Annotated in this window: 22 protein-coding genes and 2 pseudogenes; 16 read left to right on the forward strand and 8 right to left on the reverse strand. The window is 71.0% G+C overall.

Going from position 1 to position 24,768, the window contains the following annotated elements:
• Window positions 1-368 precede the first annotated feature (368 nt).
• Window positions 369-707 carry a MerR family transcriptional regulator gene (locus tag CNQ36_RS26975; protein ID WP_004922999.1) on the forward strand — a complete coding sequence of 113 codons (339 nt, stop codon included), beginning with the start codon at window positions 369-371 and terminating at the stop codon, window positions 705-707.
• Window positions 708-952: 245 nt separating this feature from the next.
• A complete protein-coding gene (locus CNQ36_RS26980; protein ID WP_004922998.1) occupies window positions 953-1,156 on the forward strand; it encodes a cold-shock protein in 204 nt (67 codons plus the stop codon).
• A 100-nt stretch (window positions 1,157-1,256) separates the two neighbouring features.
• Here CNQ36_RS26980 and CNQ36_RS26985 read toward each other — a convergent pair whose 3' ends face one another.
• The 3 genes from CNQ36_RS26985 to CNQ36_RS26995 all read right to left on the reverse strand — a co-directional run bounded on the left by CNQ36_RS26985 (window position 1,257) and on the right by CNQ36_RS26995 (window position 5,735).
• Window positions 1,257-2,942 (reverse strand): ribonuclease J, encoded by a 1,686-nt coding sequence (locus tag CNQ36_RS26985; RefSeq protein WP_121547893.1) that lies wholly within the window; start codon window positions 2,940-2,942, stop codon window positions 1,257-1,259.
• 241 nt (window positions 2,943-3,183) lie between these two features.
• Window positions 3,184-4,725: an alanine/glycine:cation symporter family protein gene (locus CNQ36_RS26990; RefSeq protein WP_121547894.1), complete on the reverse strand. Its 1,542-nt coding sequence runs from the start codon at window positions 4,723-4,725 to the stop codon at window positions 3,184-3,186.
• Window positions 4,726-5,213: 488 nt separating this feature from the next.
• A complete protein-coding gene (locus tag CNQ36_RS26995) occupies window positions 5,214-5,735 on the reverse strand; it encodes a nitroreductase family deazaflavin-dependent oxidoreductase (protein ID WP_121547895.1) in 522 nt (173 codons plus the stop codon).
• Window positions 5,736-5,906: 171 nt separating this feature from the next.
• Between CNQ36_RS26995 and CNQ36_RS27000 the strand changes: the two genes are divergently transcribed.
• From CNQ36_RS27000 to CNQ36_RS35400, 4 genes and pseudogenes are all read left to right on the forward strand, one after another.
• Complete coding sequence (locus CNQ36_RS27000) at window positions 5,907-6,998, forward strand: PP2C family protein-serine/threonine phosphatase (RefSeq protein WP_121547896.1); 1,092 nt, start codon at window positions 5,907-5,909, stop codon at window positions 6,996-6,998.
• Window positions 6,999-7,027: 29 nt separating this feature from the next.
• The gene (locus CNQ36_RS27005) at window positions 7,028-7,567 is read left to right on the forward strand and encodes a MarR family winged helix-turn-helix transcriptional regulator (RefSeq protein ID WP_121547897.1); all 540 of its coding nucleotides are present in this window, start codon (window positions 7,028-7,030) and stop codon (window positions 7,565-7,567) included.
• A gap of 727 nt (window positions 7,568-8,294) precedes the next feature.
• Entirely contained in the window at window positions 8,295-8,498 is a 204-nt protein-coding gene (locus CNQ36_RS27010; protein ID WP_014670069.1) for a cold-shock protein, read from the forward strand.
• A 79-nt stretch (window positions 8,499-8,577) separates the two neighbouring features.
• Window positions 8,578-8,697: pseudogene (locus tag CNQ36_RS35400) on the forward strand (transposase); the annotation flags it as partial.
• 257 nt (window positions 8,698-8,954) lie between these two features.
• On the opposite strand, the gene CNQ36_RS27020 reads toward CNQ36_RS35400, so the two are convergent.
• Both CNQ36_RS27020 and CNQ36_RS27030 read right to left on the reverse strand, forming a co-directional pair.
• Window positions 8,955-9,221: a hypothetical protein gene (locus CNQ36_RS27020; RefSeq protein ID WP_121547898.1), complete on the reverse strand. Its 267-nt coding sequence runs from the start codon at window positions 9,219-9,221 to the stop codon at window positions 8,955-8,957.
• An 81-nt stretch (window positions 9,222-9,302) separates the two neighbouring features.
• The gene (locus CNQ36_RS27030; protein WP_228313092.1) at window positions 9,303-10,205 is read right to left on the reverse strand and encodes a bacteriocin immunity protein; all 903 of its coding nucleotides are present in this window, start codon (window positions 10,203-10,205) and stop codon (window positions 9,303-9,305) included.
• Window positions 10,206-10,633: 428 nt separating this feature from the next.
• On the opposite strand from CNQ36_RS27030, the pseudogene CNQ36_RS35945 reads away from it, so the two are divergent.
• The 5 genes and pseudogenes from CNQ36_RS35945 to CNQ36_RS27055 form a co-directional block, all read left to right on the forward strand.
• A pseudogene (locus CNQ36_RS35945) lies at window positions 10,634-10,852 on the forward strand (IS110 family transposase); the annotation flags it as partial.
• A gap of 13 nt (window positions 10,853-10,865) precedes the next feature.
• The gene (gene pcaDC, locus CNQ36_RS27040) at window positions 10,866-12,164 is read left to right on the forward strand and encodes a bifunctional 3-oxoadipate enol-lactonase/4-carboxymuconolactone decarboxylase PcaDC (RefSeq protein WP_121547900.1); all 1,299 of its coding nucleotides are present in this window, start codon (window positions 10,866-10,868) and stop codon (window positions 12,162-12,164) included.
• A 70-nt stretch (window positions 12,165-12,234) separates the two neighbouring features.
• Window positions 12,235-12,870, forward strand: a complete 636-nt coding sequence (locus tag CNQ36_RS27045) for an MBL fold metallo-hydrolase (RefSeq protein WP_121547901.1) — start codon at window positions 12,235-12,237, stop codon at window positions 12,868-12,870.
• 51 nt (window positions 12,871-12,921) lie between these two features.
• The gene (locus tag CNQ36_RS27050) at window positions 12,922-13,701 is read left to right on the forward strand and encodes an exodeoxyribonuclease III (protein WP_121547902.1); all 780 of its coding nucleotides are present in this window, start codon (window positions 12,922-12,924) and stop codon (window positions 13,699-13,701) included.
• A gap of 72 nt (window positions 13,702-13,773) precedes the next feature.
• Window positions 13,774-14,181, forward strand: coding sequence for a DUF6278 family protein (locus CNQ36_RS27055; protein ID WP_004922950.1), 408 nt, complete (start codon window positions 13,774-13,776; stop codon window positions 14,179-14,181).
• 278 nt (window positions 14,182-14,459) lie between these two features.
• Here the strand turns inward: CNQ36_RS27055 and CNQ36_RS27060 are convergent, their stop codons facing one another.
• Window positions 14,460-15,215, reverse strand: coding sequence for a hypothetical protein (locus CNQ36_RS27060; RefSeq protein ID WP_121547903.1), 756 nt, complete (start codon window positions 15,213-15,215; stop codon window positions 14,460-14,462).
• A gap of 152 nt (window positions 15,216-15,367) precedes the next feature.
• Between CNQ36_RS27060 and ggt the strand changes: the two genes are divergently transcribed.
• Window positions 15,368-17,179: a gamma-glutamyltransferase gene (ggt, locus tag CNQ36_RS27065; RefSeq protein ID WP_121547904.1), complete on the forward strand. Its 1,812-nt coding sequence runs from the start codon at window positions 15,368-15,370 to the stop codon at window positions 17,177-17,179.
• Window positions 17,180-17,225: 46 nt separating this feature from the next.
• Here the strand turns inward: ggt and CNQ36_RS27070 are convergent, their stop codons facing one another.
• Window positions 17,226-19,754, reverse strand: coding sequence for an ATP-dependent Clp protease ATP-binding subunit (locus CNQ36_RS27070; protein WP_121547905.1), 2,529 nt, complete (start codon window positions 19,752-19,754; stop codon window positions 17,226-17,228).
• 194 nt (window positions 19,755-19,948) lie between these two features.
• A complete protein-coding gene (gene map / locus CNQ36_RS27075) occupies window positions 19,949-20,719 on the reverse strand; it encodes a type I methionyl aminopeptidase (protein WP_121547906.1) in 771 nt (256 codons plus the stop codon).
• Window positions 20,720-20,751: 32 nt separating this feature from the next.
• Here map and CNQ36_RS27080 point away from each other — a divergent pair, with 32 nt between their 5' ends.
• The 4 genes from CNQ36_RS27080 (at window position 20,752) to CNQ36_RS27095 (ending at window position 24,750) form a co-directional block, all read left to right on the forward strand.
• Window positions 20,752-21,030: a helix-turn-helix domain-containing protein gene (locus CNQ36_RS27080; protein WP_121547907.1), complete on the forward strand. Its 279-nt coding sequence runs from the start codon at window positions 20,752-20,754 to the stop codon at window positions 21,028-21,030.
• Window positions 21,031-21,119: 89 nt separating this feature from the next.
• Window positions 21,120-22,457 (forward strand): hypothetical protein, encoded by a 1,338-nt coding sequence (locus CNQ36_RS27085; protein ID WP_121547908.1) that lies wholly within the window; start codon window positions 21,120-21,122, stop codon window positions 22,455-22,457.
• A 167-nt stretch (window positions 22,458-22,624) separates the two neighbouring features.
• The gene (locus tag CNQ36_RS27090) at window positions 22,625-23,467 is read left to right on the forward strand and encodes a nitrilase-related carbon-nitrogen hydrolase (protein WP_004922934.1); all 843 of its coding nucleotides are present in this window, start codon (window positions 22,625-22,627) and stop codon (window positions 23,465-23,467) included.
• Window positions 23,464-24,750 carry an aspartate aminotransferase family protein gene (locus CNQ36_RS27095; RefSeq protein WP_121547909.1) on the forward strand — a complete coding sequence of 429 codons (1,287 nt, stop codon included), beginning with the start codon at window positions 23,464-23,466 and terminating at the stop codon, window positions 24,748-24,750. The genes CNQ36_RS27090 and CNQ36_RS27095 overlap by 4 nt, the downstream gene beginning before the upstream one ends.
• Window positions 24,751-24,768 lie beyond the last annotated feature (18 nt).

The raw sequence follows: 24,768 nt of genomic DNA on the forward strand, positions 1-24,768 counted from the left end.
CGAAGCCAAAGCGGTTGCAGGACGGCGACGGGACTGACCACCGCACCGGGTGGCCCGCAGTGATCAGGGGCCGCCGTGAGCAGTACCCGTAAGTGAGTAGTTGACCGAGAGGGAAGAACGGAGGAGCCGAGCGCCATCAGGATCGCCCGGGTGGAAGTCCAGAACCCGGGTACCGCAGGACATCGACAGTGAGGTGGTCTCCGGTCAAGCAACCGCGATCCCCGCGCACCCGACGGAGTCTCGTCCGGAGCCGCGGAAACAGAGGGCCGGTGCAGTATCAGGGCCGGCAGATGGTGTAGTAGTTCCTTCGGGGCCCTGGTGCCGGTCGGCACCAGGGCCCCTCGACGCGCGTTCCGCAGAGAGGTGCAATGACAGCAGACGACACGTTCGGCCGTCTCGACGACGACGATTACCCCGCATACACCATGGGTCGGGCCGCCGAGATACTCGGCACCACACAGGGCTTCCTCCGCGCCATCGGCGAAGCCCGCCTCATCACCCCACTCCGCTCCGCGGGCGGCCACCGCCGCTACTCCCGCTACCAACTGCGCATCGCCGCCCGTGCCCGGGAACTCGTCGACCAGGGCACCGCCATCGAGGCCGCCTGCCGGATCGTCATCCTCGAGGACCAGCTCGAGGAAGCGCAGCGCATCAATGCCGAATACCGCCGTGCCGCCGAATCGGCGAAACCGACGGACCAAGCATGAGACGAGCGTGCCCGCCGCTGCCGGCGGGCACGGTGCGCACGGTCCTGTACGCGGCCTGATCATTTCCTGTGGTGACGCGGTGTGCGGACGTGTAGCGTCTGCGTCAGCTGTCGTGGTTCGGAACTCCTTCGTACCCCGCACCTTCGGGTGTGGGCGTTTCGCTGTGTTGTGCCGCAGGAACCAGGGCGATCACCTCCGCCTGCCACACGGTGTGGGGGGCGTACATCGGCTGGAAGGCATGAGACATGGCAACGGGAACAGTGAAGTGGTTCAACGCGGAGAAGGGCTTCGGCTTCATCGCCCAGGACGGCGGCGGTCCGGACGTCTTCGCGCACTACTCCGCGATCAACGCCACGGGCTTTCGTGAGCTCCAGGAGGGCCAGGCCGTGACCTTCGACGTCACCCAGGGCCAGAAGGGGCCGCAGGCCGAGAACATCAACCTCGCCTGACCTCGCGCGCTGCGCGAGGGACCGAGCCACCACAGGGGCCGCTCAGCCATGGCTGAGCGGCCCCTGCCGCGTGCGGTACCGGCCGTGCCGCCGGCGGTGGTCAGGCGTCGATGATGACGGGGATGATGAGCGGCTGGCGGCGGTGGGTGCGGAACGCCCAGTTCGCCACGGCGCGGGCGACGAGTTGCTCCAGCTGGCGCGCGTCCCCGACGCCCTCCTCGGCCGCGGTGGCCAGGGTCTTCTCGATGACCGGGACGACCGGCTCGAAGGTGCTGTCGTCGTGGACGAAGCCCCGGGCCAGGAAGTCGGGGGGCTCGGTGAGGGCGCCGGTGTCCGCGTCGACGATCGCCACCACCGTGACCACGCCTTCGGCCGCGAGGGTGAGGCGGTCCTTGAGGGACGCCTCGGTGGCGCCGCCGACTTCCATGCCGTCCACGTAGACGTTGCCGGCGGGGACCTTGCCGGTGATGGACGCGCGCCCGTCGACCAGGTCGACGACGACGCCGTCCTCGGCGATGACGACCCGCTCGGGGTCGACACCGGTACGGATGGCGAGGTCGCCGTTGGCCCGCAGGTGGCGCCATTCGCCGTGCACGGGCATGACGTTGCGCGGTTTCACGATGTTGTAGCAGTAGACGAGTTCGCCGGCGCTCGCGTGCCCGGAGACGTGCACCTTGGCGTTGCCCTTGTGGACCACGTGGGCGCCCCACCGGGTGAGTCCGTTGATCACCCGGTAGATGGCGTTCTCGTTCCCGGGGATGAGGGAGCTGGCGAGCAGGACGGTGTCGCCCTTGCCGATACGGATCATGTGGTCGCGGTTGGCCATCCGTGACAGCGCGGCCATCGGTTCACCCTGGGAGCCGGTGCACACCAGGGTGACCTTGTGGTCCGGGAGCTTCTCCAGCTCCTTCGTGCTCACGACCAGACCGGAGGGGACCTTCAGATAGCCCAGGTCGCGCGCGATGCCCATGTTGCGGACCATCGACCGGCCGACGAAGGCGACCTTGCGGCCGTGCTGGTGGGCGGCGTCCAGGACCTGCTGGATGCGGTGCACGTGGCTGGCGAAGCTGGAGACGATGACCCGGCGCGGTGCGGTGCGCATCACCTGCTCGATCGCCGGGTTCAGCTCCCGCTCGGAGGTGGTGAAGCCGGGCACTTCCGCGTTGGTGGAGTCGGTGAGGAACAGGTCCACGCCCTCCTCGCCGAGACGGGCGAAGGCACGCAGATCGGTGATGCGGTCGTCGAGAGGGAACTGGTCCATCTTGAAGTCGCCGGTGTGCAGCACCAGCCCGGCCCGAGTACGGATCGCGACCGCGAGGCTGTCGGGGATGGAGTGGTTGACCGCCACGAACTCGCAGTCGAAGGGCCCGAAGGTACGCCGGTCGCCCTCCCGCACCCGCACCCCGCGCGGCCGGATGCCGTGTTCCTTGAGCTTGGCGTCCAGGAACGCCAGCGTCAGCTTGGAGCCGACGACGGGAATGTCGGACCGCTCGCGCAACAGGTACGGCACACCGCCGATGTGGTCCTCGTGGCCGTGGGTGAGAACGACGGCCACGATGTCGTCCAGCCGGTCCCGGATCGAGGTGAAGTCCGGCAGGATCACGTCCACGCCGGGCTGGGTCTCCTCGGGGAACAGCACGCCGCAGTCGACGATGAGCAGCTTGCCCGCGTGCTCGAAGACGGTCATGTTGCGGCCGATCTCGCCCAGGCCACCCAGAGCGGTGACCCGCAGCCCTCCTCTCGGAAGGGGCGGGGCGGCTTTCAGGTCGGGGTGCGGATGACTCATACCCCGACGGTACCGGGAGAGCGGGACGGAGTCTTCGCTGGCCTGCGTGTTCCGACGAGCGCTCGGCACCAACCCGCCGCCCCGCGGGTGCACCGGCACCCGGGCAGGCACCTGACTCCGTCGTCCCCAGCCGGCTTCGGACGGTGGCCGGCCCCGCCGTCGGCGTGGGCACGGGAACGGGCCCGTGCTCCGCCAGGGGGGGGCACGGGCCCGTCCCTGAGGAGCAGGGCCGTGTGAGCGGTCAGACGGTGGTCTTCACCGGTTCCTGGTCGTCGTCGTCGCCGTTGCCGGCGTTCGGGTCCGCGTTGCGGGCGCGGACGAATTCGAGGAAGGTCCCCAGTTCGCGCTTGACGACAGGGGCGAGGAGGTAGAGGCCGATGATGTTGATGACGGCGAGCGTGAAGAGGAAGGCGTCGGCCATGTCGATCAGGGTCTGCAGGGTCAACAGTGAACCGGCGACGGCGAAGACGGTGTAGACGACCTTGTAGGTCACTTCGCTGGCCCGGCTGCGGCCGAAGAGATACGTCCAGGACTTGAGGCCGTAGTAGCCCCAAGTCAGCACCGTGGAGACGGCGAACAGCAGGACGGCGACGGTGAGGACGTACGGGAACCAGGGCAGGACCGTCTCGAAGGCGTCGGACGTGATCGTCACGCCGCCGATGTCCTCGCCCGCGCGGGCCTCGCCCCAGCTGGCGGGGTTGGCGATGACGATGGCGAGGGCGGTCATGGTGCAGACGACGACGGTGTCGATGAACGGCTCGAGCAGGGCGACCAGGCCCTCGCTGGCGGGGTGCTTGGTCTTGACCGCGGAGTGGGCGATCGGGGCGGAGCCGAGGCCGGCCTCGTTCGAGAAGGCGGCCCGCTTGAAGCCGATGATCAGTGCGCCGAGGACGCCGCCGGCGACTCCTTCGGGGTTGAACGCGCCTTCGACGATGGAGGTGACGGCGTCGGGGACGGCGGTGATGTTGACCACGATCACGATCAGGCACGCGGCGACGTAGATGCCGGCCATGGCGGGCACGAGCCTGCTGGTGACGTTGGCGATGGAGCGGATGCCGCCGAGGAGGACGATGCCGACGAGTGCGGCGATCAGGATGCCGAAGAACAGGGCGCCGGCGGAGGAGCCGAGTGCGCCGTCCTCGCCGCCGGTGACCGAGACCAGCTGCGCGTAGGACTGGTTGACCTGGAAGAGGTTGCCGCCGAAGAGGCCGAAGAAGAGGATCAGGAAGGAGGCGAGGACCGCGAGGACCTTGCCGAGCACCTTGCCGTTCTTGCCGAAGCGTTCGGCCAGCCCCTTGGGGAGGTAGTGCATCGGGCCGCCGGAGACGGTGCCGTCGGGGTGCACTTCGCGGTACTTCACGCCGAGGGTGACCTCGACGAACTTGGTGGCCATGCCGAGCAGGCCGCACAGGATCATCCAGAAGGTGGCGCCGGGGCCGCCGATGGAGACGGCGACGGCCACACCGGCGATGTTGCCGAGGCCGACCGTGCCGGAGACCGCCGCGGTCAGGGCCTGGAAGTGGTTGACCTCGCCAGTCGATCCCTTCTCGTCGTACTTGCCCCGCACCACGTCCACGGCGAGTTTGAACCTGCGGAGCTGGACGAGGCCGAACCAGCCGGTGAAGACGAGGCCGGCCACGACGAGCCAGGCGACGATGAGCGGCAGGTCGGTTCCGCCGACGGGGACGGTGTAGAAGACGACTTCTCCCAGCCACTTTGCTATGGGCTCGAAGAATCCGCTGACTGCTTCGTCGACGGACTGGGTGACGGAGTCGAGTGACACGATGGTTACCTCGGTGACGCTGGTCGGGCGGGTGGGGTGTCTCGCCTGGTTGAGCGGTCTCTTGGCGAACGTCGTTGTCCGGTGAGCGGACCCGGGAGGCACGGAGCGGTGTCGGACCGTGACCGGGCCGGACTCGAGCGGTGAACAGGTCGACGACAGGTCGGCTCTTCGCGGGTCGGTGGATGGCCGATCCACCTGCGAAGTTGCGTTGTTCTACCACGCCTTTGCCGAACTTTTAGTGACGTATCTCACGTCACTGCTCGTGACCAGGGAGTGTTCCGACAGGTGAGACCCGACCGTTATCCGGACGCGGGAAGCGTGTCGTATGCACCTATGTGGATGCTCCTGGAGCGGTCATGCGCACGCCGACGGCGACCGGGTGCCGCCGCGAAGCAGATTGCCGTGCCTTTTCCAGTGGTCCTGCAACGGCGCTGCTGGATTACCAGGATGAGTTCAGGCGACCGCCAACGAGTGATGACGCCCGGGCGTCACCGGTCTCTTCTCCCGGCCGGGCTGTGTCCGGCGCCTGCCTCGAGACGTACGAAGGGGATGGCGCGTCCCGCCGCACGGAACGACTCGTTGCTGCCGTCGGCCGGCAGTCCCATGAAGGCGCACAGGCGGAGAGCCGTGCGAGGGTGCCGGCGCGCGTAGTCGGCCATGATCTCCGCTCCGTCATCAGGGGGCAGGAAGCGGGCGGTGACAGGGTGCGGGCGGTTGCCGGACCTGATGAGCGCCTGCGGCTGTGCGCGGAGATTCTGGTACCAGTCGGCCGTCGGTCCGAAGCCTGAGGCGACGGTCCAGTTGCCCTTGACCGCATCGAAGGACACGACCTCCAGGACGGTCGTGCGGTCGTGGCCCGAGACCCTGCCGGTGTGGTGAAGCAGAAGAAGCCGCTTGCCGAAGAGGGAGCCGAGTCCGACGCGGTAGGCGAATACCGGCAGGCGCAGGGCGCGACGTCGCCAGCCGGTGGGCCGCCCGGGTCGGCCGATCGGTGCGTTCTGGTTGATCAAGGCGAGGCCTTACGGATCTTGGGTGAATCGTCTTTCGGACTCGATCGGGTAAAGGACGTGGAACGGCAGTCGTCTGGCGGGATCCACCTTTGCATAGTCTAAAGGTCGGGAGGGGCGCCTGCGGGGAGAAGCCGGTGGCTCTCGACAGCCCTGACGTCGCAGGAGTGCCGCATGACCGACCGGAAGCCGCCGCCGCACCGGACGCTGCTCTCCTGCACTCCGGCGGTCGTGATGGCAGTCGTGGCGGTGACGGACATCCTGGCGGGGCCGGGTGTCGGGTTCCTGCCGTTGGTCTCTCTCGGACCGGCCTTCGCCGGGCTGGTCGGCGGATGGTGCCGAACCGCGCTCTACGGCCTCGCGGCCCTCGTACTGTGCGTCGCACTGGGCTTGTACGACGGACTGTTCGATGAACGCCGCGGGTACACCGCACTGGCCTCGGTGGCCGGTGTCACGGGCGTCGGCGTCGCAGCCGCTGTGATGCGCTCGAACCGGGAGGAAGAACTGGCCAACGTACGGTCGATCGCCGAAGTCGCCCAGCGAGTGCTGCTCCGCCCCGTTCCGCGGACCGCCGGACCGCTGCAAGCCGCGGTGTCCTACACGTCGGCGGTCGCCGAGGCGCGCATCGGCGGAGACCTCTACGAGGTGGTGTCCTCCCCCCACGGTGTAAGGGTCATCGTCGGGGACGTGCAGGGCAAAGGACTGGCGGCGGTGGAGACGGCAGCGGTGGTGCTGAGTGTCTTCCGTGAGGCGGCCTACGACGAGGGGACGCTGTCCGAACTCGGTGAACGCCTGGAGCGCAGCGCGGCACGGGAACTGGAAGGGGAGAAGTTCGTCACCGCCGTCCTCGCCGAGATCGGCACCGAGCACGAGGCGGTCTTCGTCAACTACGGGCATCCGGCGCCGATGATCCTGCGGAAGGACGGAACGGTCGACTTTCCTCAACCGCCCGCCTTCGCGCCGCCGCTCGGCCTCGGAGAGTACGGCAGCGAAGGGCCGAAACCCTACCGGGTGAGCTTCGCGCCGGGTGAGCAGCTCCTGCTCTACACCGACGGCGTCACGGAAGCCCGCGACGAGGAGGGCCGCTTCTATCCCCTCGGTGAGCGGGCGCACCTGCTGAAGGACCCGGGCGCCCACCGGGCCCTGGCAGCCCTGCGGGAAGACCTCGCCCGGCACGCGGCCGGACCGCCGCACGACGACGCTGCGATGCTTCTGCTGCGCTACCGCGGTCATGAGAACGGAAAGCCGTCCCCTCCGCGTAAGTGAGCACCGCTGCCACGAGGTAGAAAGGACGCATGCCGGAGCGCGAGGACCCTGCGGGAACGACGGACGACGTGGATCTGGTGACCCGGTCGGTGCTGACCGCGTCCCGACTGCTGGTCGCGGTGTCCGCGCAGTCCCTCGCCGAGGTCGAGGAACGGGTGACGTTGCCTCAGTTCAGAATGCTCGTCGTGCTGTCCACCCGGGGCGCGACCAAACTCGTCACGCTCGCCGACCTCCTTCAGGTCGCCCCGTCCACCGCGATGCGGATGATCGACCGTTTGATCGCCGCCGGCCTCGCCGACCGCCGGCCCAACCCCGCCAACCGACGCGAGACGCTGCTCCAGCTCACCGAGGAAGGGCACCGCACGGTCGCCGACGTGACCACCCGCCGCCGCGCCGCGATCGCCGCGATCGTGCAGCGGCTCAGCCCGACACAGCGATCGGCCCTCGTCAAGGCGCTGGCTGCTTTCAACGAAGCAGGCGGAGAGCCGCTCGCTCCGGTCCGGGACGACACGGTGAGCCCTCACCCGCTGGGGTGGACGACAGGTCTCCCGGCGACCGGAGACGCCTGACGGGCCTGCCGGTCCTTCTGCTTGATCAGGAGTCTGATCACCATGGGGGACAACCTCGAGCCCGGCGCCCTTGGGGCCTGGAGGGACCCGCAGTGGGTGCCTCGGCACGATCGGATCACGCCGGTGACCGGGGACAGGGAGTGGTGAAAGCGGTACCACCTTCCGTGGCCGTTCGCCCGGTGCTGGAGAAGACCTCGTGCACCCTGTCGCTGTTCCGGCGTTCGCTGCCTCCCGGCGGGCCTCGGCACTGGTCCACTCGCAGTAGTCGAGACTCGGGTCCCTCGGCGCTCCCTTGAGGCGCGAAGGCGTCGACGTGGCCAAGCTCGCCGCCGCCTGGCAGCGCATGGCCCAGGCGACCTGACCCGCGTTCGTGTCGGGAGGGGCCGGTCACGCATGATCGGTGAGGCCCACCAGAAAACACTCGGCGGCGGGGAGGCCATGCCTCGCCGCCGCCTTGTGCAGAAGAAGGGCGCGAAACTGCTTGATCACCATCGGCCGAGTCTCACGGGCGATCCAGCCTTTCGTTCCGGGCCGGATGCTGGCGCGTTTCCGCTAGCGGCTTCCGTCATGCCGTTATAGCGTTGTGATCAGCAGTCGTGGTTCCGAAGTTCCGTTCGCCCGTGATCGCCATCACGGGCGTTCTTGCTGTTCAGCGCCTCTCCGGACCAGGGCGATCACCTCCCGGTCGCGCAGCGTGCGTGCCCGGTTTCCCTCAAAGGAGACAGTCATGGCCAAGGGCACAGTGAAGTGGTTCAACAGCGAGAAGGGCTTCGGCTTCATCGAGCAGGAGGGCGGCGGCCCCGACGTCTTCGCCCACTACTCCAACATCGCCAGCCAGGGCTACCGCGAGCTGCAGGAGGGCCAGAAGGTCGAGTTCGACGTCACGCAGGGCCAGAAGGGCCCGCAGGCTGAGAACATCCGCCCCGCCTGATCGCGCCCCGGTAAGGGGGCCCGGCATCCCGGCTTCGGGACGCCGGGCCCTTACCGTCGCACGACGGTTCATCTGACTACGGCACCGCTGGACCATCGAGCGCACGATGGCCTGGCTCGCCGGCTGCCGCCGACTCCACCGCCGCTACGAGCGTAAGGCCGAACACTTCCTCGCCTTCACGAGCATCGCGGCAAGACTCGACGCGAGATCATCCGATGCCTCAAGCGATACGCAGCCCGCGAGGTCTTCAACCTGGCCAGACCGATTTCCCGCGCCCCCGCGTTATAGGGGCGTCGGCGACACTGCCTGTGCCTCGAAGTTGCGTGAGTCGCGTGGACATGACCGTCCCTGCCTTTTGAAGGCGACGCTACCGGGCCGGTGGCATGAGCCGGATATCGCCGCATGTCACCGGCCTGTTTCCTCATCGAGTCACACCAAAGGGCGTGACGGGACAGGTCAGAAGAGGTCGAGCTGGGCGGACTCGGTCGCTCCCAGCATGCGGCACTCTCCTGTTTCCCCGGCGACGCTGACATAGCCCGTGCCGACAGCCATGTCCCGGAGGTCTCCGCTACGGAGGTAGGCGACCGATTGGCAGTCGAAGTAGAAGATGCCTCCCACTTGGGTGCGCTCTCCCTCGACGAGCGCGAAGGCCATGCCCTCGTGACTGACCTTCTCGTCCAGGAACTTCTCGGCCAGCCTCGTCGCCTCTTCCATGTCCAACATCAGTCTTTCCTCAGGAGGAGAAGTTCCGCCATGGTGAGAGGTTGGCGTACCCCGACTGGCCATCCAGGACACCACGTCTCCTTACAAAGCGAAAGGAGTGTAGGCCAAAGCAGTGTCCACGACCTCTTCTGCCGTCAGATCGTCTGTAAAGCCTTCTGCATCGGGGTGATAAATGAGATTGAGAACGCGAGGATGAGGTACGTTCGCTTCGAGAATCTCAACGAGCTTATCGTCTTCCTCCTCCGTCCCATTTGCGACCATGATTCTCCGAACGAGCTCGACGAGCTGATCGCGAGTAAGGTCACGCACGTCCACCACGCCTCGCTGGTGATAGTCGGGGTCCAACCGGCTCGGTGCGCCTGTGCGTAGCAGGTACAGATTCCCGCCTGCGCACCGGGGATCACCGGAGTAGAACGCCTCCACCAGCGGCGAGGTGGTGCCGCCCGGACTCGATGTCCCGTCGGCGCTGTTGAGGAAGACCCAGGTGTAGTACTCCTTGCCGTCCTCGAGCGTTCCGCCCAGCGCGCTGCCGGCCCACCAGAAACACTGGTCCGTGGGATAGGAGTTGCTCGCCCACCAGTCGTAGCACCAGGCCCCGGTGTCCGGGGTGTCGCCGCTGGGATCGTCCGTGGACTTCTTGATCTCCTGCTGCACGACGGGGGAGCCGCCCGCGTCCAGGACGTACAGCCACATTCCGGTATACGAATCTCCCCGCTTGGGCAACTTCACCTGCCCGCCGATCGACAGCATCCCCGGATACGCGGTGGCCCAGGACGACACCCACGTCGGGTTCTCGGCCGCCGCCGCGAGAGGCTGCAAAGCCACCTTCGACTCGGCGGCGGGCCCACGCTCGACGAGGTTTGTGTCCGGTCGGCTGTGGGCCTTCCCCTTGGACATCCGCCCCGGCGCGTTCATGTAGTCGCGCATCGGCGACCGTTCGTGCCGGTCCTCGTCGACCTGCTTGCGGCGCTCGGCCAGCGTCATGGCCTTGGGGGGCTTGGGCAGGTCGGCGGCTGTCCGGGCCTGCGCGTGTGTGATGGCCGCGGTGACCGCGGAGTGGGGACGGTCCACGGGCGACGCCCAGGAGGGGGCGACCCCCGCTAGTGCCAGCAGAGCCAGGGCCAGAACGACCGTGACAAGTCTTCGCGCTTGTGTGCGCACAGTGCATCACCCGTGGGTCAGGAGTGAAGAGAGGTCGCGGTGATGCATGATCAGAAAGATCTCGAACTAATGTGCCGTGGAAAGCGGGGCCGAAACGCGACGGAGTCCCCACTCGCCCTGGCCATGAGATTGCAGGCTGAGCGGACGAAGGGCTCCGCTTGGCCGCGAGATTTGGCGCGAAGGTGATCCAGAGCGCGAGGTGGCGCGGGTAAACGGATCATTGACGGTGAGCCAAGGAAGGGCAGCGGGCCGGCGGTGACCGCCGGGCCGACGCCGCCCTGCGCCGCATCGTGTTCACTCGCCCACGCGTCGATCCCCGCACCCAGGCGTACCACGAACGCCGCACCCAGGAGGGCCGGACCCGGCGCGAGATCATCCGATGCCTCGAGCGATACGCAGCCCGCGAGGTCTGCGGCCTGGTGGGCCGGATTCCCGCACCCCTGCGTTATAGGGACGACCGTGAGACGTGAGAGGGTCTGGGGCGTGAGTGAGACACCGCCGAACACCCTGCAATACCGCTTTGACGGGCCAGAAGACGCTCCGGTTCTGATCCTGGGGCCCTCACTGGGCACCACATGGCACATGTGGGACCGGCAAGTGCCCGAGCTGACGAAGCAGTGGCGGGTCTTCCGCTTCGACCTCCCCGGGCACGGCGGAGCGCCCGCCCACCCCGCGGGCTCGGTCGCCGATCTCACCACGCGGCTGCTCGTCACCCTCGAGGGCCTCGGCGTGCACCGCTTCGGCTACGCGGGCTGCGCGCTGGGCGGCGCCGTCGGGATCGAGCTGGCCCTGCGCCACCCCGAGCGTCTCGCGTCCCTCGCGCTGATCGCGGCCTCGCCACGCTTCGGTACGGCGGACGAGTTCCGCCAGCGCGGGGTGATCGTCCGGACGAACGGGCTCGACCCGATCGCCCGCTCCGCGCCGGAGCGCTGGTTCACCGGCGGCTTCGCCGCCGCCCAGCCCGCGATCACCGAGTGGGCCGTGCAGATGGTGCGCACCACCGACCCCGGCTGCTACATCGCCGCCTGCGAGGCGCTCGCCTCGTTCGACGCGCGGGCGGGACTCGGCAGCGTCGGCGCGCCCACCCTGGTGCTGGTCGGCTCCGACGACCAGGTCACCGGCCCCGCCGAGGCCCGCACCCTGGTTGCCGGAATCCCCGACGCGCGGCTCGCCGTCGTACCGGGCGCCTCCCACCTCGTGCCGGTGGAGCAGCCGGCCGCCGTCACCGACCTGCTGGTGCGGCACTTCTCCACCGCCTGGCAGCCCGCCTTCGAGACCGCCACCGGCCAGACCGCCCTGCCCGCGGCCGCCCTGAACCCGGTGCCGGCCCCCGCCCCGCCGCAGCCGGTGCCCGTCGCCGAGATCGCCCCGCCCGCCGTACCGCAGGTGACGCACGGCAGACCCGATCGCTACGACACCGGGATCAAGGTCCGCCGGGAGGTGCTGGGCGACGCGCACGTCGACCGGACGCTGGCCGGGGCCGACGAGTTCTCCGGCGACTTCCAGGAGCTCGTCACCCGCTACGCCTGGGGCGAGGTGTGGGACCGGCCCGGCCTCGACCGGCGCACCCGAAGCTGCGTCACCCTCACCGCCCTCGTCGCCGGCGGCCACCTGGAGGAGCTCGCCGTCCACACCCGGGCCGCCCTGCGCAACGGGCTCACCCCGGCCGAGATCAAGGAGGTGCTGCTCCAGGCGGCCGTCTACTGCGGCGTGCCGGCGGCGAACAGCGCGTTCCGGGTGGCCCAGCGGATCGTCCGCGAGGAGACCACACCCCAGGAGTGAGCATCCGGGTCCGCCCCCGCGGACCGGCCGCGGCACGCGGCCGGGAACGGTGCGGGGGCAGGATGGAACCATGAAGCTCACGAAGAAGTCGCACGCCTGCGTCCGCCTGGAGAAGGACGGCCGCGTCCTCGTCGTCGACCCCGGAGGGTTCAGCGAGGAGGACGCCGCCGTCGGGGCGGACGCCGTGCTGGTCACGCACGAGCACCCCGACCACTTCGACGAGGGCCGGCTACGGGCCGCCCTGGAGGCCCGCCCGTCCGCCGAGATCTGGACCCTGAGGTCGGTCGCCGGGCAGCTCTCGGCGGCGTTCCCGGGCCGTGTGCACACCGTCGGCCACGGCGACACCTTCACCGCCGCCGGCTTCGACGTCCAGGTGCACGGCGAACTGCACGCGGTGATCCACCCGGACATCCCGCGCGTCACCAACGTCGGCTACCTCGTCGACGGCGGGAAGCTCTTCCACCCCGGCGACGCGCTCACCGTGCCCGGCGGGCCGGTCGAGACGCTGATGCTGCCCGTCATGGCCCCCTGGAACAAGATCTCCGAAGTGATCGACTACGTCCGTGAGGTGAAGCCCCGGCGCGCCTACGACATCCACGACGCCCTCCTCACCGACCTGGCCCGCCCGCTCTACGACCGCCAGATCGGCGCCCTCGGCGGCGCCGAGCACCTGCGGCTCGCGCCGGGCGGAACCGCCGAGCTGTGAGCGGCAGGCGGCGGACGGGCGTTGTCACAGGCGCCGGGTAGGTTGGGGAACATGCGCATCGCCACCTGGAACGTGAACTCGATCACCGCCCGTCTGCCGCGGCTGCTGGCCTGGCTGGAGAGCAGCGGCACGGACGTGCTGTGCCTCCAGGAGGCCAAGGTCGCCGAGGACCAGTTCCCGGCGGAGCAGCTGCGGGAACTGGGCTACGAGTCGGCGGTGCACGCCACCGGCCGGTGGAACGGGGTGGCGGTGCTCTCCCGCGTCGGCCTGTCCGACGTCGTCAAGGGCCTGCCCGGCGACCCCGGTTACGACGGCTCCGTCGAGCCCCGCGCGATCGCCGCGACCTGCGGCCCGGTCCGCGTCTGGTCGGTCTACGTGCCGAACGGCCGTGAGGTGGAGCACCCGCACTACGCGTACAAGCTCCAGTGGTTCGAGGCGCTGACGGCGGCCGTGTCCGGCGACGCGGCGGGCGGCCGCCCCTTCGCCGTGCTGGGCGACTACAACGTGGCGCCGACCGACGACGACGTCTACGACCGGTCCGCCTTCGAGGGCTCCACCCACGTCACCCCCGCCGAGCGCGCCGCCCTCGCCTCCCTGCGCGAGGCCGGCCTGTCCGACGTCGTGCCGCGCCCCCTCAAGTACGAGCACCCGTACACCTACTGGGACTACCGCCAGCTCTGCTTCCCCAAGAACCGCGGCATGCGCATCGACCTGGTGTACGGCAACGCGCCGTTCGCGAAGGCGGTCACCGACTCCTACGTCGACCGCGAGGAGCGCAAGGGCAAGGGCGCCTCGGACCACGCGCCGGTCGTGGTGGACCTCGACGTGTGACACCTCCCGGGCCGGGAGTCCGACCCCGCGCGCCTGTGGTGCGCGACACGGTGGGAATGACAGGCTGGAGGGATGAACATCCCCTTCCTGGGCAACCGCCGCCCGAAGGCGGGAGTTCCCGGCCCCGAGGGCATCGCGGAACTCCTCGCCGAGTGCGAACTCCTGCGCTCCCAGGCGAACCGGGCGGGTGTCCTGCTCGACGACTCCCCGGCCTCGCTGGAGGCGCTGGACCAACTGGTGCCGGGCTGGCGGGACGACGAGGAGGCCTCCACCTGGCTGGGCAACGACGCCGGGCTCTACCTCGGCACCGTCATCGTGCGCACCGTGCCGGGGGCCGCGTGGGAGATCCGCGCCGACGGCCAGCCGGTCGTACGGCTCACCTCCGGGCGGGAGTTCGACGTCGTGGACGCGGGACAGGAGTGGGCGGCGAGCGGCGTCCCCGAGCTGTCGCAGCTGTACGCGGAGGTCGCCGAGGCGTGACGGCCGCGCGCCGGTGCACGGCAGCCCTGGACCCGCCCGCCCGGACCTCGTCTAGGATGGTCCCTCCGTCCCGGTGGGGGAGGGGCTTCGCGTCAGGGGCGGGGACGCCACCGCCGGGAAGGGACCCACCGCCCCCGGGCGGTGGATCACATTGGCCGGTCCCGTCCGGCGGCAGCCGCAGATCACTGCTCGCGCGGCGGAACGGACCCGCATGCCGGGCCGGTTCCACCGGTGAGGAGGAGGTCAGCTGCGCGCCGGACGGGTGGTGCCTGACACAGTCAGTCCGCCCGGTGACCACCGCGCGGCGCGGCAGCCGGCAGCGCGGTCTGCGCCGCCCTGGTCACGTCCGCCACCAGTTCCGTCACATCGGGGCCGTACGCCTGCGAGTTGATCACCTTCAGCAGCAGGACGAACGAGTGGGAGCCGTGTTTGCGGGCCAGCCGCTCGTGGTTGCGGGCGAGATAGCGGGTGGCGGCCTGGTTGGTGATCGCGCGCTGGCCGCAGAACAGGAACACCGGCCGGGTGTCCCGCCGTTCACCGGCGGTCAGCCGGGCCAGCAGCACGTACTCGGTCACGCCCGGTTCCATGCGGTAGCGCTCGGAGCCTATCTGGAAGGCGCCCCGGTCCGGCCCCGGCTCCGGATCGACGTTGACCCGCACCCCCGGCAGCATGGCCGCCATGTGGGCCACCATCCGCCGGTTCGAGCCCGGCCCGCCCACACAGAACTCCGTCCGCTCGCCGAAGCCCTGGTGGGCCGCGTCCTGGGTGACCACCTGGACATGCGCCCCGCAGTCCTTGACCAGGGCGGAGAGTTCGAGCAACGCGAACACGTCGAAGCGGTGCACCGCCGGTTCCGCCGTCGCCGGGTCGCGGTTGACGACGAGCAGTGACTCGGAGTTCTCGGGCAGTCCGAAGAACGTCTGCTTGCGCCGGAGTTTCCGCTTCCACAAGTAGGTGCGGGCGAGCCAGCCCAGCGCGGCACTGATGCCGGCGGCCACCACGCCCAGAACGAGGTTGCGCACGTCGTCACTCATGGGCGCGCATGCTAGCGGGCCGACGCAAACCCGTGTTCGAACCCCCGGGGTGGGACCGCTCCGTGACGCGGCCACGGCACGCCCGGCGGCGTCCCTGACGCGGGCATGGCGACGAACTAAGCTGCGCGAACGGCTCTTCACCGGAGGTGCGGATGCGTCGCCCTGTCGTACGGAAGCTCGCGGTCCTGGCGGTCGGTGCCGCCGTGCTGTCGGTGGGGGCGGCCGCGCCGCCCGACCGGCACGACCCGCCCGACCGGAACACCCCCAAGGTCCCGGTGGCCGTCGGCCACGGCGGCGCGGTCTCCAGCGTCGACGCCGACGCCTCCGCCGCCGGGATCGAGGTGCTGAGGAACGGCGGCAACGCCGTCGACGCGGCCGTCGCCACGGCCGCCGCGCTCGGCGTCACCGAGCCCTACTCGGCCGGCGTCGGCGGAGGCGGCTACTTCGTCTACTACGACGCCCGTTCCCGGACCGTGCACACCCTCGACGGCCGCGAGACGGCCCCGCTGACCGCCGATTCCGGACTCTTCCTGGAGAACGGCGAGCCGATCCCGTTCGCCGAAGCCGTCAGCAGCGGTCTCGCCGTCGGCACTCCCGGCACACCGGCCACCTGGCAGCGCGCGCTCGACGCCTGGGGCAGGCGCGGTCTGGGAACGGTCCTGAAGCCCGCCGAGCGCCTCGCCCGCGACGGCTTCACCGTGGACGACACCTTCCGGACGCAGACCGCCGCCAACGAGACCCGCTTCCGTCATTTCCCCGACACGGCCGAGCTGTTCCTCCCGGGCGGTGAGCTCCCGGCCGTCGGCTCCACCTTCCGCAACCCCGATCTGGCGCGCACCTACGCGGAGTTGCGCCGCAAGGGCGTGGACGCCCTGTACCGGGGCGACATCGGCCGGGACATCGTGAACACGGTGAACGAGCCGCCCGTCGACCCCGGTTCCGGCTGGAACGCCCGCCCCGGCGAACTGACCGCCCGGGACCTCGCCGCCTACCGCGCCCTGTCCCGGCCGCCCACGAGGACCTCGTACCGCGGCCTTGACGTGTACTCCATCGCGCCGTCCTCCTCCGGCGGCACCACCGTCGGCGAGGCGCTCAACATCCTCGAGAACACCGACCTCTCCGACGCGAGCGACACCCGGTACCTGCACCGCTTCATCGAGGCGAGCCGTATCGCGTTCGCCGACCGGGGGCGCTGGGTCGGCGACCCCGCCTTCGAGGACGTACCGGCGAAGGAACTGCTCTCCCAGCGGTTCGCCGACTCGCGCGCCTGCCTCATCAGGGACGACGCCGTCCTGACCAGCCCCCTCGCCCCCGGCGACCCCCGCGACCCGAAGCCCTGCGCCGCGAGGGGCGGCGAGGCCGCGCCGACGACGTACGAGGGGGAGAACACCACCCACCTCACCACCGCCGACAAGTGGGGCAACGTCGTCGCCTACACCCTGACCATCGAGCAGACCGGCGGCAGCGGCATCACCGTGCCCGGCCGCGGGTTCCTGCTGAACAACGAGCTGACGGACTTCTCCTTCGCCCCCGCGAACCCGGCGGTGCACGACCCGAACCTGCCGGGTCCCGGCAAGCGGCCCCGGTCGTCCATCTCGCCGACGATCGTGCTCGACCGGCAGGACCGGCCGGTGGTGGCGCTCGGCTCGCCCGGCGGCTCCACCATCATCACCACCGTGCTGGGGACCCTCACCGGCTTCCTCGACCGCGGACTGCCGCTGGCCGACGCGATCGCCGCGCCCCGCGCCAGCCAGCGCAACACGGCGCAGACGGACCTCGAACCCGGCCTCTACGACAGCGAGGTGCGGCAGCGTCTCGAAGCCCTCGGCCATGTGTTCCGGGAGAACCCGGAGATCGGCGCGACCACGGGCGTGCAGCGGCTGCCGGACGGCAGGTGGCTCGCCGCGGCCGAGAAGGTCCGCAGGGGCGGCGGCTCGGCGATGGTTGTCCGCCCGGCCCGCTGAGCACACGGCGGGGGCGCCCCGGACCGGGGCGCCCCCGCCGCCCGGCCTACAGCTCGGGAGCCGGCGACTCCTGCGTACGGAAGGTGAGGCGGCCGTCCGCCGCGTCCACCGTCACCCGGCCGCCCTCGCGGACCCGGCCGTCCAGCAGCAGCCTGGAGAGCTGGTTGTCGACCTCCCGCTGGATGGTGCGGCGCAGCGGCCGCGCGCCGTACTCGGGCTGGTGGCCGCGCTCGGCCAGCCAGTCCACGGCCGCGTCGGTGAAGTCGACCCCGATGCCCTGGCCCTTCAGACCGCGCCGGGTGCTCTCGAGCAGCAGGTCGGTGATCCGCCGCAGCTCGTCCGCGGTCAGCTGGCGGAACACCACGATCTCGTCGATCCGGTTGAGGAACTCGGGCCGGAAGTGCTCCCGCAGCGGCCGCAGGATCTGCTCGCGCCGCGCCTCCTCGTCGGCGTCCGCGCCGCCGGACGCGAAGCCCAGGGTCGCGCCGCGCCGGGTGATCGCCTCGGAGCCGAGGTTGCTGGTCATCACGATCACGGTGTTGGTGAAGTCCACCGTGCGGCCCTGCGAGTCGGTCAGCCGGCCGTCGTCGAGGACCTGCAGCAGGATGTTGAAGACGTCCGGATGGGCCTTCTCCACCTCGTCGAGGAGCAGCAGCGAGTACGGGTGCCGGCGCACCACCTCGGTCAGCTGCCCGGCCTCCTCGTGACCCACGTAGCCGGGCGGGGCGCCCACCAGGCGGCTCACCGTGTGCCGCTCCTGGTACTCGCTCATGTCGAGGCGCACCATCCGCTCCTCGCTGCCGAACAGCGCCTCGGCGAGGGCCCGCGCCAGCTCCGTCTTGCCGACGCCGGTGGGGCCGAGGAACAGGAAGCTGCCGATCGGCCGGTCGGGGCTGGACAGACCGGCGCGGGAGCGCATCACGGCGTCCGAGACGACCCGTACGGCCTCGTCCTGGCCGACGACCCGCTGGTGCAGATGCTGCTCCAGGCCGAGCAGCCGGTCCTTCTCCTCCTCGGTGAGGCGGCTGACCGGGATGCCCGTCTGCCGGGCGACCACCTCGGCGATCGCCTCGGCGTCCACCGACAGGCTCTGCCCCTCGTCGACCTCGTCCGCGCCGCCGGCCTCCGCGATCCGGGACTTCAGCTCCACGATGCGGTCCCGCAGCCGGGTGGCCTGCTCGTACTGCTCGTCGGCGACCGCCTGGTCCTTGTCGCAGGTCAGCTGGTCCACCTCGCGCTCCATCGCGCGTACGTCCGTGCCCTTGGTCCGGGACCGCAGCCGCACCCGCGCACCGGCCTGGTCGATCAGGTCGATCGCCTTGTCCGGCAGCCGGCGGTCGCTCAGATAGCGGTCGGACAGCTCCACGGCCGCCACCAGCGCCTCGTCCGTGTAGCGGACCTGGTGGTGCGCCTCGTACCGGTCCCGCAGTCCCCGCAGGATCTCGATCGCGTCGGCGGGCGTCGGCTCGGGCACCATGATCGGCTGGAAGCGGCGGGCCAGCGCGGCGTCCTTCTCGATCCTGCGGTACTCCTCCAGGGTCGTCGCCCCCACGATGTGCAGCTCGCCGCGGGCCAGGGCCGGCTTGAGGATGTTGCCGGCGTCCATCGAGCCGCCCTCGCCCCCGCCCCCGGCGCCGACGACGGTGTGCAGCTCGTCGATGAAGATGACCAGCTGGTCGGAGTGGGTGCGGATCTCCTCGACGATGTGGTTCATGCGCTCCTCGAAGTCGCCCCGGTAGCGGGTTCCGGCGACCACGGCGGTCAGGTCCAGGGCGACCACGCGCCGGCCGAGGAGGATGTCGGGCACGTCCCCCTCGGCGATCCGCTGGGCCAGCCCCTCGACGACGGCGGTCTTGCCGACGCCGGCGTCGCCGATCAGCACGGGGTTGTTCTTGCCGCGCCTGGAGAGCACCTCGACGGTCTGCTCGATCTCGTCGTCGCGGCCGATCACCGGGTCGACACGGCCCTCGCGGGCCAGTTCGGTCAGGTCGCGGCCGTACTTGTCCAGGGTGGGCGTGCCCGTCGGGGGGCGGTGCCGCTCGGTGCGGGGCTGCTGGGCCTCGGCGGCCTCGGGCGGGGGCGTGGGGGCGTACCGGGCCGCGTTGAGGATGTGCCCGGCGGCCGAGTCGGGGTTGGCGGCGAGGGCGCTGAGCACATGCTCGGGGCCGATGTAGCCGGCCCCGGACGCCCGCGCCATCTCGTGCGCGTCCAGCAGGGCGCGCTTGACGGCGGGCGTCAGGGACAGGGAGGTCGGCGGCGGGACGTCGCCCGGGCCGTGCTGGACGGGCCCCGACCGGTCGTCGATCTGCGACGCCAGCGAGTCGGGGTCCGCGCCGGCCCGGCTGAGCAGACCGCGGGTCGGCTCGGCGGAGAGGGCGGCGCGCAGCAGGTGCTGGGTGTCCAGGTCGCGGCTGCCGTGCTCGGCGGCGTACTGAGCCGCGCCGCGCACCAGTTCGCGGGCGGGCTGGCTGAGGAGCCTGCCGATGTCGATCTGGCGGGGGCGTTGTCCGCCGAAGAACCGGGACAGGAATTCCGCGAAGGGGTCACCCTCCGGGCCGACGAAACCACTCGTCATCGTGATCCGTTCCTTCGCTGGGTCGACGTGCCGGGGCCGGGTAACCCGGTCGGGGCTCGCTCATGCCCACGATGACACGATCCGTTGGGGCGGGCATGTCCAGGCCTGGCGCTCGCGGGGTGCCTCCCCGAGAGGGGGTACCCCCAGCGCCCGCCCGTGCCGCCCCAGCGGCACGACTGCCCTCGGGAACGGGGTCAGTGGCGGGAGGTGAGGATTCGGGGGGTGGTTTCCGTGATGGCGACCGTGTGTTCCACGTGGGCCGCCCGGGTGCCGTCGGTGGTGCGCAGGGTCCAGCCGTCCGGCGCGGTGCGGTAGGTGTCCGTGCCGCCGCCGATGAGCATGGGCTCGATCGCGAGGACCATGCCGCGCCTCAGCGGAATGCCCCGCCCCGGCCGGCCCTCGTTCGGCACGGGCGGGTCCTCGTGCATACGGCGGCCGATGCCGTGGCCGCCGTAGTCCTCCATGATCCCGTAACCCGCCGTGCGGCACACCGTGCCGATCGCGTGGGCGATGTCGCCCATCCGGTTGCCGACGACGGCCGCTTCGATGCCCGCCGCGAGCGCCCGCTCGGCCGTCTCGATCAGCCGTACGTCGGCCGGGCGCGGGGTGCCCACCGTGAAGCTGATCGCCGAGTCCCCGGCCCAGCCGCCCAGCTGGGCGCCGCAGTCGATCGAGACGAGGTCGCCGTCGCGCAGCCGGTAGCCGTCCGGGATGCCGTGCACGATCGCGTCGTTGACGGACGCGCAGATCACCGCCGGGAACGGGGTCGGCGCGAAGGTCGGGCGGTAGCCCAGAAAGGGCGAGGTCGCGCCCGCCGCACGCAGCACCTCCCGGGCCACCTCGTCCAGCTCCACCAGGGAAACGCCCACGTCGGCGGCTTTCCGTACGGCCGTCAGCGCGCTCGCGACGACCTGGCCCGCCTCGTACATGGCATCAACGGAGGTGTCGGTCTTCAGCTCCATCATGCCAATTACTATACCGGTATTAGAATGGTGCCATGGTGCGCACCCCCTTGACCCCCGAAGAGCGCGAACGCGGCGAGCGGCTCGGCCGGCTGCTGCGGCAGGCGCGCGGCGGCCGCAGCATGACCGAGGTCGCGGCGGACGCCGGCATCTCCGCGGAGACCCTCCGCAAGATCGAGACCGGGCGGGCCCCGACGCCCGCGTTCTTCACGGTGGCCGCGCTGGCCGGCGTGCTCGGTCTGTCGATGGACGACGTGGCGGGGCGCTGCACCCCGGCCGCGCCCGTTGCCCCCGCCCCCTCGGTCGCCGCCTGAGCCCCGCCGGAAAACTCTCCGTAGCGCCGCCGTAACACGACAGGTGTTACCTACGGAGCTGAGTCCTCCGGAACGGGCGGGAGTTGGCTATGGTGGCGGAGCAACTCCCGGACGAAATCCGGGAGTTCAGGGATTACCTGCGAGGTCTGCTGGCGCGGCTGGACCCCCGTGGCGGCTGGTGCGCGGTGTTCTGGCAGCGGGACGCCGACGGCATGCGGGCCTGCCTCGACGGACGGGAACCGCCGCCCTGGGACGTGCTGGAGGCCCTGCTCCAGGACCTCGCCGCCCTGTACGGTCCCGAAGCCGCCGGGGCCGAGACCGCGCACGCCCGCTCCCTGCACACCGCCGCGCTGGCCGCGTACGACGCCCGGCCCGGCGCCCGGGAGACGCTGACCGGCCGGCTCGGCGTCATGCTCCGCGAGCAGGAGTACGCGGCGGAGTGCCGCGCGCGGCTGAGCCGCCGGCTCGCCTCCGCCACCACCCGTGAGCAGGCGGACGCCCTCCGCCTCGACCTCGCCCGGGTCCACGACGACCACCGGCGCGCCACGGCCCGCTGTGCGGAGATCACCGCCCGCTTGGAAGCCCTCGACCACGCGCCGCGGTGGCACGGCGGACCGTCGCCCGCGTACGACCGGGGCGGCGCGGAGCAGGGTTCTCCCGGAGAGGTCCCCGCGCCCACGGGGCCCGTCCCCGAGCAGCGCAGACGCCGGCGGGGCGGCGCCCGTTTCGCCGGGGCGGCGGACGAGGAGACGGGACCCGTCGCCGTACCCCCCGCGGCCGTACCGGGCCCGCCCGCCCCCGGAACCGCCCCCCGCCGCATCCCGCGCGGGGCACGGTTCGCCGGGGCCGCCGAGCAGGAGGCGCCTGCGCCCGGTACTGAGCCGTCCGCTGACGCGGTGGACCGGCGCGAGGCCGGCCGGTTCGTCGCGGCCCTGGCCAGGCTGCGGCGCGAGGGCCGCGGCGGGGAGGCACACGCGCTGCTGATCGAGACCGCGTACGGGCCGGCCGCCCGGTTTCCGTTGCTCGGGGACGAGATGCGGCGGGCCGGACTGGACGCCGACTGGGCGACCCTGCTCTGGGAGGCCGCCGGCTCACTGCCCGCCGAACGGCTGGCCGCCACCGCCGAAGCGCTCACCGGGGCGGGCCGCGGCGAGGACGGGCGGCGGTTCCTGCGGCAGGGCGTCGTACGGCCCGCCGAGGAGATCGGGCGGGCCGTGCTCGCCCTGGACGCCCAGGCGCGGCACCGCGAACTGCGGGCGCTGCTGGACGCCTGCGTCCGCGTGCGCACGCCCGAGCAGGCGGCCCGCGCCGCCGCTCCGGACCCGCGACGGCTCGTCCCCCTGCTCCTCGCCGCCGCCCGTGACGTCTCCGACGAGCGGCACTGGGATCTCCTGCACGCCCTCCGGGTCGCCGGGTTCGCCGCCTGACCGGCGCCGGCGGGCACGGACGGATCACCCACAGGAGTGTGAAACACGATCGACTCAGCGGGTTCACGACGATGGTCTTGGCAAGGCCGTCCGAGGGGCTTACGTTCGTCCCTCTACCGCCTCTCTACGGGCGTAGAGGCTCTGACGTCGCGTCGAAGGAGCAGCTCATGGCCAACGTCGTACGTGCCGCTCTGGTCCAGGCCACCTGGACCGGTGACACCGAATCCATGCTGGCGAAACACGAGGAGCACGCCCGCGAGGCGGCCCGGCAGGGCGCGAAGGTCATCGGGTTCCAGGAGGTGTTCAACGCCCCCTACTTCTGCCAGGTCCAGGACCCCGAGCACTACCGCTGGGCCGAGCCCGTGCCCGACGGGCCGACCGTCCGCCGGATGCGGGAACTGGCCCGCGAGACCGGCATGGTGATCGTCGTGCCGGTGTTCGAGATCGAGCAGGCGGGCCACTACTACAACACCGCCGCCGTGATCGACGCCGACGGCACCGTCCTCGGCAAGTACCGCAAGCACCACATCCCGCAGGTCAAGGGATTCTGGGAGAAGTTCTACTTCCGCCCCGGCAACGCCGGCTGGCCCGTCTTCGACACCGCCGTCGGCAGAATCGGCGTCTACATCTGCTACGACCGGCACTTCCCCGAAGGCTGGCGGCAACTCGGTCTCAACGGGGCCCAGTTGGTCTACAACCCGTCCGCCACGCACCGCGGGCTCTCGTCCTACCTGTGGCGGCTGGAGCAGCCGGCGGCGGCCGTCGCGAACGAGTACTTCATCGCCGCGATCAACCGCGTGGGCGTGGAGGAGTACGGCGACAACGACTTCTACGGGACCTCGTACTTCGTCGACCCGCGCGGTCAGTTCGTCGGCGACGTCGCCAGCGACAGCAAGGAGGAACTCGTGGTCCGCGACCTGGACTTCGGCCTCATCGACGAGGTGCGGCAGCAGTGGGCGTTCTACCGCGACCGCCGCCCCGACGCCTACGAGGGGCTGGTGCGGCCGTGACCGACGACCTGCTGGGCCGCCACCGCTCCGTGCTTCCCGACTGGCTGGCCCTCTACTACGAGGAGCCCCTGGAGATCACCCACGGCGAGGGCCGCCACGTCTGGGACTCCCACGGCAACCGGTACCTCGACTTCTTCGGCGGCATCCTCACCACCATGACCGCCCACGCCCTGCCCGAGGTCACCAAGGCGGTGAGCGAGCAGGCCGGGCGGATCGTCCACTCCTCCACCCTCTACCTGAACCGGCAGATGGTGGAACTCGCTGAGCGCATCGCCCAGTTGAGCGACATCCCGGACGCCCGGGTGTTCTTCACCACCTCCGGCACCGAGGCCAACGACACCGCCCTGCTGCTCGCCACCGCCTACCGGCGCAGCAACACGGTCCTGGCGATGCGCAACAGCTACCACGGCCGCTCCTTCAGCTCGGTGGGCATCACCGGCAACCGCGGCTGGTCCCCGACCTCGCTCTCCCCGCTCCAGACGCTGTACGTCCACGGCGGGGTGCGCACCCGGGGCCCGTTCGCCGAGCTCGACGACTACGACTTCGTCGCGGCCTGCGTGGACGACCTCAAGGACATCCTCGGCCACACCCGTCCGCCCGCCGCGCTGATCGCCGAGCCGATCCAGGGCGTCGGCGGGTTCACCTCGCCGCCCGACGGGCTGTACGCGGCCTTCCGCGAGGTACTGCACGAGCGGGACATCCTGTGGATCTCCGACGAGGTGCAGACCGGCTGGGGCCGCACCGGCGAGCACTTCTGGGGATGGCAGGCCCACGGCCGCGGCGGACCGCCGGACATGCTGACCTTCGCCAAGGGCATCGGCAACGGCATGTCCATCGGCGGGGTCGTCGCCCGCGCCGAGATCATGAACTGCCTGGACGCCAACAGCATCTCCACGTTCGGCGGCACCCAGATCACCATGGCGGCGGGCCTGGCCAACCTCAACTACCTGCTGGAGCACGACCTCCAGGGCAACGCCCGCCGGGTCGGCGGAATGCTCATCGAGCGGCTGCGGGCCGCCGCGGCCGGGGTTCCCGCGGTACGGGAGGTGCGCGGGCGCGGCCTGATGATCGGCATCGAGCTGACGAAGCCCGGCACCGACGAGGCCGATCCGGCCGCGGCCTCCGCCGTCCTGGAGGCGGCCCGCGAGGGCGGTCTGCTCATCGGCAAGGGCGGCGGCCACGACACCAGCGCCCTGCGCATCGCCCCGCCGCTGTCCCTCAACGTCGCCGAGGCCGAGGAGGGCGCCGCGATCCTCGAACGCGCCCTGAGGAGCACGTCGTAGCACCGGCTCGCACCGCTC

The organism is Streptomyces fungicidicus, assembly GCF_003665435.1.
Taxonomy (GTDB): Bacteria; Actinomycetota; Actinomycetes; order Streptomycetales; family Streptomycetaceae; genus Streptomyces; species Streptomyces fungicidicus.

Coding starts and splice junctions, on each gene's coding strand:
- CNQ36_RS27070 (WP_121547905.1), bottom strand. CDS start 19,754: ATGACGAGTGGTTTCGTCGGCCCGGAGGGTGACCCCTTCGCGGAATTC.
- CNQ36_RS27080 (WP_121547907.1), top strand. CDS start 20,752: ATGGTGCGCACCCCCTTGACCCCCGAAGAGCGCGAACGCGGCGAGCGG.
- CNQ36_RS27090 (WP_004922934.1), top strand. CDS start 22,625: ATGGCCAACGTCGTACGTGCCGCTCTGGTCCAGGCCACCTGGACCGGT.
- CNQ36_RS27045 (WP_121547901.1), top strand. CDS start 12,235: ATGAAGCTCACGAAGAAGTCGCACGCCTGCGTCCGCCTGGAGAAGGAC.
- CNQ36_RS27055 (WP_004922950.1), top strand. CDS start 13,774: ATGAACATCCCCTTCCTGGGCAACCGCCGCCCGAAGGCGGGAGTTCCC.
- CNQ36_RS27010 (WP_014670069.1), top strand. CDS start 8,295: ATGGCCAAGGGCACAGTGAAGTGGTTCAACAGCGAGAAGGGCTTCGGC.
- CNQ36_RS27060 (WP_121547903.1), bottom strand. CDS start 15,215: ATGAGTGACGACGTGCGCAACCTCGTTCTGGGCGTGGTGGCCGCCGGC.
- CNQ36_RS27005 (WP_121547897.1), top strand. CDS start 7,028: ATGCCGGAGCGCGAGGACCCTGCGGGAACGACGGACGACGTGGATCTG.
- CNQ36_RS27020 (WP_121547898.1), bottom strand. CDS start 9,221: ATGTTGGACATGGAAGAGGCGACGAGGCTGGCCGAGAAGTTCCTGGAC.
- CNQ36_RS27000 (WP_121547896.1), top strand. CDS start 5,907: ATGACCGACCGGAAGCCGCCGCCGCACCGGACGCTGCTCTCCTGCACT.
- CNQ36_RS27030 (WP_228313092.1), bottom strand. CDS start 10,205: ATGACGCTGGCCGAGCGCCGCAAGCAGGTCGACGAGGACCGGCACGAA.
- CNQ36_RS26985 (WP_121547893.1), bottom strand. CDS start 2,942: ATGAGTCATCCGCACCCCGACCTGAAAGCCGCCCCGCCCCTTCCGAGA.
- CNQ36_RS27050 (WP_121547902.1), top strand. CDS start 12,922: ATGCGCATCGCCACCTGGAACGTGAACTCGATCACCGCCCGTCTGCCG.
- CNQ36_RS26975 (WP_004922999.1), top strand. CDS start 369: ATGACAGCAGACGACACGTTCGGCCGTCTCGACGACGACGATTACCCC.
- CNQ36_RS27085 (WP_121547908.1), top strand. CDS start 21,120: ATGGTGGCGGAGCAACTCCCGGACGAAATCCGGGAGTTCAGGGATTAC.
- ggt (WP_121547904.1), top strand. CDS start 15,368: ATGCGTCGCCCTGTCGTACGGAAGCTCGCGGTCCTGGCGGTCGGTGCC.
- CNQ36_RS26980 (WP_004922998.1), top strand. CDS start 953: ATGGCAACGGGAACAGTGAAGTGGTTCAACGCGGAGAAGGGCTTCGGC.
- map (WP_121547906.1), bottom strand. CDS start 20,719: ATGATGGAGCTGAAGACCGACACCTCCGTTGATGCCATGTACGAGGCG.